Source organism: Bradyrhizobium sp. BR13661, from assembly GCF_029892425.1.
Lineage (GTDB): Bacteria > Pseudomonadota > Alphaproteobacteria > Rhizobiales > Xanthobacteraceae > Bradyrhizobium.
Window position 1 is genome coordinate 154,282 of record NZ_JARXWB010000006.1, and the last position, 11,703, is coordinate 165,984.

Genomic DNA, 11,703 nt, shown 5'->3' on the forward strand with positions numbered 1-11,703 from the left:
CGGCTTTGACATGGTGATGGAAACAACGAGCGCTGCCACCGACAAGATCCGCTGCGATGCCTGTCCGGTGATGTGCTACATCAAGCCGGGCGCGGCAGGCGCCTGCGACCGCTACGCCAACGACGACGGCAAGCTCGTCCGCGTCGACCCGCATGTGATCCTGGAGCGCACCGTCGAGCACGGCGGCAAGCTCGTTCCGTTCAGCCGCACCGAAGACTGGGACGGCAAGATCGTCCACGAGCCTTCTACTTTTGTGACCGCGATCGGGGCGGGCACGACCTATCCGGACTACAAGCCGGCGCCGTTCATCGTCTCCTCCGAGGTCGATGGGGTCGACATGGTGACTGTCGTCACCGAGGGCATTTTCTCCTATTGCGGCGTCAAGGTGAAGATCGACACAGATCGTTATCTCGGACCCGAAACCGCGACCGTGCGTGCGCAGGGCGAGGCGGTCGGCCATGTCACGACCAGCGAATATGGCTCGCAGATGCTGTCGCTCGGCGGCGTGCATCATCTCACCGGCGGTTCGAAGAAAGAGGGCCGCGTCACCTGCGACACGCTGATGGATCTCGCCAATTGCAAGGCAGTGGAGCTTACCATCGACGGCGGCGCCAGTGTGGTGGTGCAGGCCGGCCAGCCCCCGATCGTGAATGGCGTGAAAGAAGAGCGCATGCGTGTCGGCTGCGGCTCGGCGACGATCGGCATGTTCGCCAAGCAGTGGCATGGCAAGGTCGACGAGGTCGTCGTGGTCGACGACCACATCACCGGCGTGCTGAGCGAGCATCAGGCTGGCAAGCTGCTCGATATCCCTGACACCGGGATCAAGATGAAAGGGCGGCGCTCGACGCCCGGCCGCTATTTCCAGGTCGCCGATCCCGGTACGGGCTGGGGCGGCACGAATATTTCGGATCCGCTCGCGATTCTCGGTCCGTTCGACGCCAAGGAGGCCAAGCCTGGTCTCTCGATGCTGATGGTGTCCACGACAGGCGAGCACTCCTCTTACTACGTCCTCGATGAGGCCTTGAAGCCGGTCGAGACCGAGATGCCGGCCGATCTGAAATTCTCGGTCGAGCGCATCCAGGAGAATTGCGAGCCGGCGCTGTGCACGGTGCTGTTCATGGCAGGCGCCGGCGGTTCCTTGCGCGCCGGTGTCACCGATAATCCGGTGCGGCTGACGCGCTCGGTGAAGGATGCGCTGACCCGCGTCACCAGCGGCGGAGCGGCGGTCTATGTCTGGCCGGGCGGCGGCATCACCTACATGGTCGACGTGACGCAGATGCCGGCGGGCGCGTTCGGCTATGTGCCGACGCCGGCGCTGGTCGCGCCGATCGAATTCACGATGAAGCTGTCCGACTATGCTGCGCTCGGCGGCCACATGGACTACGTCAAGCCGCTTTCCGAGGTGAGGGGTGGCGACGATGTCCGCCAGCTGCCCTGGCAGCACCCGATCCCGGGACCGCGGACATGACACGGCTTCCGCAAATCGCATTGCTGTCTGATGGCCGGCGGCTGCATTTGCAGGATGGACCGATTGATCTGATCATTGAGGCGAGGGGGCGTGCGGACGAAGTCCGCGTGGCTTATGAGGCCGCGGCGCGCCGCTTCGCCGGGCTGCTCGATGAGCTCTGTGCGGAATTGCCGGAACTCCGGCGGGCGGCGCTGCCGGCCGCGTGTTCGCTGACGGGCACGGTCGCCCGGCGCATGTATGCTGCCGTTACTCCCTACGCCTGGGATCGTTTCATCACGCCGATGGCCGCGGTGGCGGGCAGCGTGGCCGAGGAAATTCTCGGCGCTATGCTTCATGTCGCGACGCTCGATCAGGCCTATGTCAATAATGGTGGCGACATCGCCTTGCACCTTGGCGTAGGCGAGCATTTTTCCGTCGGCCTGATGGATCGGCCGGATAGCAATGGCGTGATGCGTGTCATGAGGGTCGATGCGGATGATCCGGTCCGCGGCATCGCGACCAGCGGACGCCATGGCCGCAGCTTTTCGCTCGGCATTGCCGATGCGGTGACGGTGCTGGCGGCGACGGCCTCGCAGGCCGATGCGGCAGCGACTGTGATCGCCAACGCCGTCGATCTGCCCGGGCATCCCGCCATCGTCAGGCAGCCCGCCAACGCGCTTCAGCCTGACAGCGATCTCGGCGCGCGGCCGGTGACCCGCGAGGTCGGTAAATTGTCGCAAGAAGAGATCGCGACAGCGCTCGAATCTGGCGCGGATTGTGCACGGCAATTATTCGATCGCGGATTGATCGAGGGTGCCGTGCTCAGGCTTTGTGGTGATATGCTTGTCATCGGAACCAAGGATATAGAAGAGCAACATCCGCGCCCGCTCGTGCTGGAGAACGCGGTCGATGCCTGAACAGGGAAGCGAAGCATGAGCGCGATCATCCGCAAGATCGTCACCGTCGTCGAAGAGACGCAGATGGAGATGGGCCGCCAGGTCTCGCCCCCGACCCGGCGCGCGGCGGCCATCGCCGTCATCGAAAATCCCTTTGCCGGAAAATATGTCGAGGACCTTTCGCCGCTGATCGCGATCGGTGAGGAGCTCGGTGAATTGCTGTCGAAGCGCGCGGTCGCTGCGCTCGGGATCGATGGTGCGAAGGCACAGAGCTATGGCAAGGCCGCGGCCGTCGGCGAGAATGGCGAGCTGGAACATGCCGCCGCGATCCTTCACCCCAAGATGGGCGCACCGGTGCGCAAGGTGCTGGGCAAGGGCGCGGCGCTGATTCCCTCGTCGAAGAAGCGCAGCGGTCCCGGCACGACGCTGGACATTCCGCTCGGCCACAAGGACGCAGCCTTCGTGCGCAGTCATTTCGACGGCATGGAGGTGCAGATCAACGATGCCCCGCGCGCCAACGAGATCATGGTCGCGGTTGCCGTCACCGACAGCGGCCGTCCGCTGCCGCGCGTCGGCGGGCTGACGGTTGCCGAGATCAAGGGCGAAGACGGGTTGAGATAGAAGACGCTAGAGAGTCCAAAACTGGAGGTTGGGATGCGAGCAAGAAATTACGTCGTCGGCGCGGCCTTTGCGCTTCTGGCTGCCGGCATGGGCCATTCGGCCCTGGCGGAGGACATCAAGATCGGCGAGATCAACAGCTACTCGCTGCTGCCGTCCTTCACCGAACCTTACCGCAAGGGCTGGCAGCTCGCGGTCGAGGAGATCAACGCCGCTGGTGGCATCAACGGCAAGAAGCTCGTCGTGGTCTCCAAGGACGACGGCGGCAAGCCTGCGGATGCGCAGACCGCGGCCAATGAGCTCGTCTCCAGCGAAGGCGTCGCGATGCTGACGGGCACGTTCCTGTCCAACATCGGTCTCGCGGTTTCTGACTTCGCCAACCAGAAGAAGGTGTTCTTCCTCGCGGCCGAACCGCTGACGGATGCCGTGACCTGGGCGAAGGGCAACAAGTACACCTTCCGCCTGCGCCCCTCCAACTACATGCAGGCCGCGATGCTGGTGGAAGCCGCCAGCAAGCTGCCCGCAAAACGCTGGGCGACGATCGCGCCGAACTACGAATACGGTCAGTCGGCAGTCGCGGTGTTCAAGAAGCTGATGTCGGAGAAGCGTCCTGACATCCAGTGGGTCGACGAGCAGTGGCCGCCGCAGGGCAAGATCGATGCGGGTCCGGTGGTGCAGGCGGTGGCGCAGGCCAATCCTGAAGCGATCCTCAACGTCACCTTCGGTCCTGACCTCGTGAAGCTCGTGCGTGAAGGCAACACCCGCGGCCTGTTCAAGGGGCGCGAGGTCGTGTCGTTCCTGACCGGCGAGCCTGAGTATCTCGATCCTCTGAAGGACGAGACGCCCGAGGGCTGGATCGTCACCGGCTACCCCTGGTACTCGATCAAGACGCCCGAGCACGACGCGTTCCTGAAGGCCTACCAGGCCAAGTACAACGACTATCCGCGCCTCGGCTCGATCGTCGGCTACCAGACCATCAAGGCGGCGGCGGCGATCATCGCCAAGGCCGGCTCGACGGACACCGACAAGATGATCGCTGCGGCCGAAGGCATCTCGATGCCGTCACCGTTCGGCGAGATCACCTTCCGCAAGATCGACCACCAGTCGACCTTAGGGGCCTTCGTCGGCAAGACGGCGCAGAAGGACGGCAAGGGCGTGATGGTGGACACGTCTTACAAGAAGGGCGCGGACTATCTGCCCCGCGACGCCGAAGTCGAGAAGCTGCGGCCGAAGGATTGATACGACGAGAGACCGGGGCCTCGTGGTTCGAGACGCGCGGCGTTGCCGCGCTCCTCACCATGAGGGTCCCGGACCTCATCCTGAGGAGGCGCGCGAGCGCCGTCTCGAAGGATGATGCCCAGAATTGAGACTTTCTAACCCGGACCGCCGATGGCCTTTTACGTCGTACAGTTTCTGACAGGTCTTGCCAGCGCAGCGTCGCTGTTCCTGGTGGCCTCGGGCCTGTCGATCATCTTTGGCGTGACGCGGATCGTGAATTTCGCGCATGGCGCCTTCTACATGATCGGCGCCTACATCGCCTTCACGCTGACCGAGCGCTTCTCCGGCGCGTTCGGCTTTTGGGGCGGGGTGGTCGCGGCGGCGCTCGCCGTCGCGCTGATCGGCGTCCTCGTCGAGATGGTGCTGCTGCGACGGATCTATCATGCGCCAGAACTGTTCCAGCTGCTCGGCACCTTCGGCCTGACCTTGATGGTCGAGGACCTCGTCGTGCTGATCTGGGGCCCCGACGATCTCGTCGGCCGCCGCGCGCCCGGCTTCAAGGGGGCGGTCGATTTCTTCGGCCAGAACATCCCGAGCTATGATCTGTTCCTGATCGTGCTCAGCCCCGTCGTGCTCGGCATTCTCTGGCTGCTGTTCCAGCGCACACGCTGGGGCGTCCTGGTGCGCGCCGCCACGCAGGACCGCGACATGGTCGCGGCGCTCGGCGTGAACCAGAAATGGCTGTTCACGTCGGTATTCGCGGTTGGCGTTTTCCTCGCCGCGCTCGGCGGCGCGCTCCAGATTCCGCGCGATGCCGTGCATCACGCCATGGATTTGCGCATCATCGTCGAAGTTTTCGTCGTCGTCGTGATCGGCGGGCTCGGCAGCATTGTGGGTGCGTTCGTTGCGGCGGTGCTGGTCTCCGAGCTCAACGCCTTCGGCATCCTGATCTTTCCGAAGATCTCGATCATCCTGGTCTTCCTGGTGATGGCGGTGGTGCTGATCGTCCGGCCCTGGGGCCTGTTCGGCAAGCCCGAGGCGGCCGCGCGCAAGACGCCAGGCCTCACAGTCAATCCCTGGCGGCCGCTGACGTCGAACGAGCGGCTGGCGTCGCTGGCGGCCCTCGTCATCGCGGCCATGCTGCCGCTGTTCGCCGGCAATTACGCGCTGACCGTCGGTTCGGAGATTGCGATCTTCGTGATCTTCGCGGTCAGCCTGCACTTCCTGATGTCGGTCGGCGGGCTCGCGTCCTTTGGCCATGCCGCCTATTTCGGGCTCGGTGCTTATGGCGTCGCCTTCCTCGCCAAGATGGCGGGGCTGCCGATGATCGTTTGCCTGCTGCTCGGACCGCTGCTCGGCTGCATGGGCGCGGCGGTGTTCGGTTTCTTTGCCGTTCAGCTCTCCGGCGTCTACTTCGCGATGCTGACGCTTGCGTTTGCGCAGATCGTCTGGTCGATCGCGTTCCAGTGGGTGAGCGTGACAGGCGGCGACAACGGCATCCTGGGTGTCTGGCCCGCGAGCTGGGCGGCGAGCCCGTCGCATTTCTACTGGCTCGCGCTCGGCATTGCAGCGCTCGTGACCGTTGCGCTACGCATCGCGGTATTCTCGCCGTTCGGTTACGCGCTGCGCGCCACGCGTGACTCGCTGTTGCGCAGTGAGGCCGTGGGTATCAACGCCAAGCGCATCCAGTGGACCGCCTTCGTGATCGCGGGCACCACCGCCGGCATCGGCGGCGCGCTGTTTGCTTATCTCAAGGGCAGCGTCTTCCCGGACAATCTCGGCATCTCGCTGTCAGTCGATGCGCTGGTGATGGTGCTGCTCGGCGGCGTCGAGACCGTGTCAGGGGCTGTGATCGGCGCCATCGTCTACAAGGCGCTCAATATCTGGCTGGTGAGCCAGACCGATCTGTCGAAACTGGTGCTCGGCGGCTTCATCGTGCTGATCGTCGTCGTCTTCCCCAAGGGCATCGTCGGCATGCTGGAGGTGCTGGCGCAGCGGCGAAGGAAGTCATCGCCGCCGGGATCACCTTTGCTGGCCAAGCCGATCGGGTCTGTCGAATGAGCCTCGCACCCCCACTTCTCGCGGTCGAAGGTCTAACCAAATCCTACGGCGGCATCCACGCCGTGCGCGGCGTCTCGTTCTCGCTGCGATCAGGCGAAATCCTGGCGCTGATCGGCCCCAACGGCGCGGGGAAAAGCACGTGCTTCGACATGCTCAATGGCCAGAACCGGCCTGATAGCGGCCACGTGCGCCTGCTCGGCGAGGAGACCACCGGCAAGAAACCGCGCGAGATCTGGCGCATGGGCGTCGGGCGGACATTTCAGATCACGGCGACCTTCGCCACCATGACCGTGCGCGAGAACGTGCAGGTCGCGCTGATCTCGCACGGCAAGCAGCTTTTCAATCTCTGGGGCTCGGCGCCTGACGTCGACCGCAACGAGGCCGGCCGGCTGCTCGAGCTCGTCGGCATGGGCGGCTACGCGGATCGGCCCTGCGGCGAGCTCGCCTATGGCGACCTCAAGCGGCTCGAGCTGGCGGTGGCGCTCGCCAATGATCCAAAACTGCTCTTGATGGACGAGCCGACCGCCGGCATGGCGCCACGCGAGCGCGTCGAGCTGATGCGGCTCACGGCGCAGATCGCCAAGGAGAAGTCGATCGGCGTGCTCTTCACCGAGCACGACATGGACGTCGTGTTCGAGCATGCCGACCGCATCATCGTGCTCAATCGCGGCACGATGATCGCCGAAGGCTCGCCGGCCGAGGTGCGCGGCAATCCGCAGGTGCAGGCGATCTATCTCGGCGAGGGGCTGCTTTACGAGAGCGGGCATCGCGAAGGGGCCTCGGCATGAAGCTCACGGTGCAAGACCTCAACAGTCACTACGGCCCGGCGCACATCCTGTTCGACATCGGCTTCGAGGTCGGCGAGGGCGAGGTGGTTGCGCTGCTCGGGCGCAACGGCGCCGGCAAGTCGACCACGTTCCGCTCGATCGTCGGCCTCGTCGCGCAGCGCACCGGCCGGGTCATGTTCGAGGGCAAGGACGTCTCGGCAAAGCCGACGCATGAGATCGTGCGCGAAGGCCTCGGCTATGTGCCGGAGGAGCGACGCATCTTCACGGATTTGACCGTGGAAGAGAATCTCGAGGTCGGTCGCCAGCCAAAGCGTCCGAATGCGCCGCACTGGGATCGCGAAAAGCTGTTCACGCTGTTTCCGAACCTGGGCGAGATGAAGAATCGCCCAGGTGGCCGCATGAGCGGCGGCGAGCAGCAGATGCTGACCATTGCGCGCACGCTGATGGGCAATCCATCGCTGGTGCTGCTCGATGAGCCGTCCGAAGGCCTGTCGCCAAAGATCGTGGAGCAGATGGTCGATGCCATCCTGACCATGAAGAAGGAGGGCGTCAGCATCGTCGTCTCCGAGCAGAATCTGCACTTCGCGCGGCTGATCTCCGATCGCGCCTACATCATCGAGCGCGGCCGTATCTGCTTCGGCGGCACCATGGCCGAGCTCGACGCGCGTCCGGACATCCGCGACGCGCATCTGTCGTTGTGAGAGCAAAGGGAAGGGCAGTGGACGAATGGCGAGAGGCGTCACGGCGAAGAAGGGTGTGAAGCAGGGCAAACCGCCTTACGTGCTCGACGAGCAGGTTGGCTTCATCCTGCGTCAGGTCTGGCAGCGCCACAGCTCGATCTTCTCGCGCGACATCGGCACCAACCTGACGCCGACGCAGTGGGCCGCGCTGTCAAAGCTCGCAGAGACCGGGCCGTGCTCGCAGAACCAGCTCGGACGCCTCACGGCGATGGACGTCGCCACCATCAAGGGGGTGATCGATCGCCTCACGGCGCGCGGCCTGACCGAGACGAGCCAGGATCCCGAGGACGGACGGCGCCTGCTAGTGAGCCTGACGCGGGCCGGTCAGCAGCTTGCGGAGAAGGTCGCGCCCAACGCGATCGCGATTACGCGGGAGACGCTCGCGCCGCTGGAGCCTAAGGAGCGCGAGCTGCTGATGGCGCTGTTGAACAAGCTGCGGTGAGTTCGGTCTCGTAGGGTGGGCAAAGCGAAGCGTACCCACCATTTTTCTCAATCAGGAAAGATCGGTGGGCACGGCGCTTCGCGCCTTTGCCCACCCTACGCGACCTGTTGAACAAGCAGCAGTGTCGCGCGACTAACCTCGGTGAAGATGCCATCGAGGTTTGCGGTATGAGAGCGGCGACACAAGTTGCGATGATTTTGAGTCTTGGCGCGGCGCTGGCAGGCGAGTGCGCTTCCGCTTGGGCGGCGCAGCCCTACGAGGGTTTTTGGGCATCGACCCACAAGGACTGTCGCGATCAGGACAGCGCCAACCGCATGAGCATTGAAGGCGGCAACCGCTTCTATTGGTACGAGACGCGGTGCCGCGCCAGCCAGATCACCCCTGAGGGCAAGCTTGGCTGGACAATGAAGCTCGCCTGCGAAGGCGAGGGGGAGAAGTATCGCTCCAATCCCCGGGTGTCCATCGCGGCGGACGGCAAGCTGGTGATGGACAATGGTCCGGTTGGGCAGGCCAAGCGCCAGACCTATGTGCGGTGTGAAATCGCGAAGAAGCGCTGAGCGCTTACGGCTTTCCCGGCCACTTCGCCCGATAGCGGATATCGCTGCCGTCAGTAAGCCGCCGCCACGTGCCGAACTCAGGCGTATGCGGCGCCCAGGCGGTCAGATCGATCGGATAAATTCGGCTCGGCTGGCCCTGGATGGTGACGGCGAGTTGCCGGTGCGAGGTCCGAAACGCGAGCTCAACCTTGCCATGCAATCATGGGCTGGTCGCCATCACGATGGAAGGCGGCTGAGCTCACTTCGCCTGGCATGGTGTTGAGGTCGGTCTGCAACTCGATGCTGATGCCCATTTGCGGCTGCGTCATTTCGCCACGATTTCCGGCACCCTCCCTGCCGGCGGCGTGTTGCGGCTGCGTTGCGTGCGCACTATGCCGTCGATGATGGTCATGCCGATGCCGGGGAGGTCGCCGAGCTGGACGCTTTCCAGGATAGTCTTGCCTGGCGAGTGCTGTGCTTTGTCCATGATGACGAAATCGGCGGCACGGCCCACTTCGATGAGGCCGCAGTCGAGCTGCCGCATCCGCGCGGTGTTGCCGGTGGCAAGGCAGAAGGCGATCTCGGCCGGCAGCTCGCCGATCGAGGACAGCATCGAGACCATGCGCAGGATGCCGAGCGGCTGCACGCCGGAGCCGGCCGGCCCGTCGGTGCCGAGGATGACGCGATGCAGCTCGTTCATCTCGCGTGCGATGCGCAGCGTGTAGAGCGCCGAGCGCTCATTGCCGTTGTGCACGATCTCGAGCCCGCGCTTGCAGCCCTCGCAGATGCAGCGGATCTGATCGTCGGGGAGCGCCGTGTGGCCGCCATTGATGTGGCCGACCACGTCGGTGTCGGCCTCCAGCACCACGTCCTTGTCGATCAGGCCTGAGCCGGGGATCGAGGGACCGCCGGTGTGGATCGTGCTCTGGATCCCGTATTTGCGCGCCCAGCCCACCATCTTGCGTGCGGTGGGACCGTCCTTGACGCCGCCAAGGCCGACTTCGCCGAGCAGCTTGACGCCGGCGGCGGCCATCTCCTTGAAATCTTCCTCGACCATCTCGCATTCGATCACGGGCGCTCCGGCGTGAACCTTCACGCCGCCCGGACGCAAGGTCCAGAACGCGCGCTGAGCGAAGATCGCCATGGCCTTGAGGCCGACGACGTCGCGGGGGCGGCCGGGCATGTGCACTTCGCCAGCCGAGATCATGGTGGTGATGCCGCCATGGAGCGAGCTGTCGATCCAGCCGATCTGGTTCTGGCGCGGCGTCCAGTCGCCGGCCACAGGGTGGACGTGGCTGTCGATCAGGCCGGGGGTGACCGTCGTGCCATTGGCATCGACGATGGTGGTTGCGCCTTCCGTATTGAGATCCTTATAGCGGCCGATTGCGGTGATCTTGCCGTTCTCGGCGACGATGGTGTCGCCGTCCAGGATCGGCTTTTCCAGCGCGCCGGACAGGATCAGGCCGATATTGCGGATCACCAGTTTCGAGGGTCCGGTGGCCTGGGGTGCGTCATGCGCCATGGAAGGGGCTCCTTATTCCTAACTGCAACGCTTTCGATCTTGGGCAGCCTTGACCGCGGGATCAAGCAGGATTATTCATTAGTATACGAATGATCGTGTACAAACGACGCATAGCTGCCGGCCTCGGAACCGCTGATGACGCGACAGGGAAGCTGAGATGAGCAATTTCAATCAGGAAAGCGTTTTGAGCGTCCACCATTGGACCGACACGCTGTTCTCCTTCAAGACCACCCGCAGCCCGACCTTCCGTTTCCGCAACGGCGAGTTCACCATGATCGGGCTCAAGGTCGGCGAGAAGCCGCTGCTGCGCGCCTACAGCGTCGCCAGCGCCAACTACGAGGACACCCTCGAGTTCTTCTCGATCAAGGTGCCTGATGGTCCGCTGACCTCGCGGCTCCAGCACCTGAAGGAAGGCGACGAAATCATCGTCAGCCGCAAGGCCACAGGCACGCTCGTCATCGACAATCTGGAAGCGGGCCGCAACCTCTACCTGATCGGCACCGGCACGGGCCTCGCTCCCTTCCTGAGCGTGATCAAGGACCCCGAGACCTACGAGCGGTTCGAGAAGGTCGTGCTGCTGCACGGCTGCCGTCACGTGAAGGAGCTCGCCTATGGCGAGATGATCACCGAGCATTTGCCGAAGGACGAGATGCTCGGCGAGTACATCCAGAACCAGCTGATCTATTACCCGACCGTGACGCGCGATCCCTTCCGCAATCGCGGCCGCATCACCGACCTCATCACCTCGGGCAAGCTGTTCGCCGATATCGGCCTGCCAGCGCTTGAAGCCGCTCACGACCGCGTCATGATCTGCGGCAGCCCGGCGCTGGTCGCTGACACCCGGGTGCTCCTCGGCGAGCGCGGCTTCGTCGAAGGCAATCATGGCGAGCCGGCCCAGTTCGTGGTCGAGAAGGCGTTTGCCGAGCGCTAAGCTCGGCCTTCTTGCCCAATAAGACCGCATTTTCGCCGCGGCCCGGGCGTTGCCCCGCCGATTCGGCGCTTGATACACTGTGGGAGCGAATCAGCGGAGTTCCCACATGGTTGCGGACAGCGACAGCAACATCGCCTGGCACCGGGTCCAGTTGAAGAAGAACCGCGCCGAGTTGAAGGCGCTCGAGACCGCGCGCTTCACGATGGGCGAGATCGCGTCCTCCAAGCGCAACGGCCAGACCCAGAAGACGCTCGCCGACCTCAAGCGCAAGATCGCACAGTCCGAACGCGTGATTGGCGATCACGACAAGCGCACGCGCCGTCCGCTCGGCACCGACCTGCAAAGCTTGAGCAACGGCAGCTGGAGCCATTGGGACGCCTATACGCAGCAGCGCAAGGCAGGGCCGCGTACGCCGGGGCGCGGCTAGCGCCCGTGAAGGGCCGGTTCCAGCCCTTGCGCCTCCGGTATCGCACACCATCTGGTTGAGGCGCCACCAACCACTCC

At 64.4% G+C, this 11,703-nt stretch carries 14 protein-coding genes; 11 read left to right on the forward strand and 3 right to left on the reverse strand.

Going from position 1 to position 11,703, the window contains the following annotated elements:
• Positions 1 to 10: 10 nt before the first annotated feature.
• From M2427_RS12305 to M2427_RS12345, 9 genes are all read left to right on the forward strand, one after another.
• On the forward strand, positions 11 to 1,468 hold the full coding sequence (locus M2427_RS12305; RefSeq protein WP_280706798.1) for a 6-hydroxynicotinate reductase: 1,458 nt from the start codon (positions 11 to 13) through the stop codon (positions 1,466 to 1,468).
• A complete protein-coding gene (locus M2427_RS12310; protein ID WP_280706583.1) occupies positions 1,465 to 2,364 on the forward strand; it encodes a UPF0280 family protein in 900 nt (299 codons plus the stop codon). Before M2427_RS12305 ends, M2427_RS12310 begins: the two co-directional genes overlap by 4 nt.
• Positions 2,365 to 2,379: 15 nt before the next feature.
• Positions 2,380 to 2,964, forward strand: coding sequence for an amino acid synthesis family protein (locus M2427_RS12315; RefSeq protein ID WP_024338309.1), 585 nt, complete (start codon positions 2,380 to 2,382; stop codon positions 2,962 to 2,964).
• 33 nt (positions 2,965 to 2,997) lie between these two features.
• Positions 2,998 to 4,200, forward strand: a complete 1,203-nt coding sequence (locus M2427_RS12320) for an ABC transporter substrate-binding protein (RefSeq protein ID WP_280706584.1) — start codon at positions 2,998 to 3,000, stop codon at positions 4,198 to 4,200.
• Positions 4,201 to 4,350: 150 nt separating this feature from the next.
• On the forward strand, positions 4,351 to 6,240 hold the full coding sequence (locus tag M2427_RS12325) for an ABC transporter permease (RefSeq protein ID WP_280706585.1): 1,890 nt from the start codon (positions 4,351 to 4,353) through the stop codon (positions 6,238 to 6,240).
• Positions 6,237 to 7,028 (forward strand): ABC transporter ATP-binding protein, encoded by a 792-nt coding sequence (locus tag M2427_RS12330; RefSeq protein WP_280706587.1) that lies wholly within the window; start codon positions 6,237 to 6,239, stop codon positions 7,026 to 7,028. The genes M2427_RS12325 and M2427_RS12330 overlap by 4 nt, the downstream gene beginning before the upstream one ends.
• Entirely contained in the window at positions 7,025 to 7,729 is a 705-nt protein-coding gene (locus tag M2427_RS12335; protein ID WP_280706588.1) for an ABC transporter ATP-binding protein, read from the forward strand. The genes M2427_RS12330 and M2427_RS12335 overlap by 4 nt, the downstream gene beginning before the upstream one ends.
• Positions 7,730 to 7,754: 25 nt before the next feature.
• Positions 7,755 to 8,210, forward strand: a complete 456-nt coding sequence (locus M2427_RS12340; protein ID WP_280706589.1) for a MarR family winged helix-turn-helix transcriptional regulator — start codon at positions 7,755 to 7,757, stop codon at positions 8,208 to 8,210.
• A 167-nt stretch (positions 8,211 to 8,377) separates the two neighbouring features.
• The gene (locus M2427_RS12345; protein WP_280706799.1) at positions 8,378 to 8,767 is read left to right on the forward strand and encodes a hypothetical protein; all 390 of its coding nucleotides are present in this window, start codon (positions 8,378 to 8,380) and stop codon (positions 8,765 to 8,767) included.
• Between the two features lie 4 nt (positions 8,768 to 8,771).
• Here M2427_RS12345 and M2427_RS12350 read toward each other — a convergent pair whose 3' ends face one another.
• The 3 genes from M2427_RS12350 to M2427_RS12360 are packed head-to-tail and all read right to left on the reverse strand — an operon-like array spanning position 8,772 to position 10,268.
• Complete coding sequence (locus M2427_RS12350; RefSeq protein WP_280706590.1) at positions 8,772 to 8,966, reverse strand: hypothetical protein; 195 nt, start codon at positions 8,964 to 8,966, stop codon at positions 8,772 to 8,774.
• Positions 8,950 to 9,075 (reverse strand): hypothetical protein, encoded by a 126-nt coding sequence (locus tag M2427_RS12355; protein ID WP_280706591.1) that lies wholly within the window; start codon positions 9,073 to 9,075, stop codon positions 8,950 to 8,952. Before M2427_RS12355 ends, M2427_RS12350 begins: the two co-directional genes overlap by 17 nt.
• A complete protein-coding gene (locus tag M2427_RS12360) occupies positions 9,072 to 10,268 on the reverse strand; it encodes an amidohydrolase family protein (protein WP_280706592.1) in 1,197 nt (398 codons plus the stop codon). Before M2427_RS12360 ends, M2427_RS12355 begins: the two co-directional genes overlap by 4 nt.
• A 157-nt stretch (positions 10,269 to 10,425) precedes the next feature.
• Between M2427_RS12360 and M2427_RS12365 the strand changes: the two genes are divergently transcribed.
• Together M2427_RS12365 and M2427_RS12370 are read left to right on the forward strand one after the other, a co-directional pair.
• Positions 10,426 to 11,199, forward strand: coding sequence for a ferredoxin--NADP reductase (locus M2427_RS12365; protein ID WP_280706593.1), 774 nt, complete (start codon positions 10,426 to 10,428; stop codon positions 11,197 to 11,199).
• 106 nt (positions 11,200 to 11,305) lie between these two features.
• The gene (locus M2427_RS12370; RefSeq protein ID WP_280706594.1) at positions 11,306 to 11,626 is read left to right on the forward strand and encodes a hypothetical protein; all 321 of its coding nucleotides are present in this window, start codon (positions 11,306 to 11,308) and stop codon (positions 11,624 to 11,626) included.
• Positions 11,627 to 11,703: the final 77 nt, after the last annotated feature.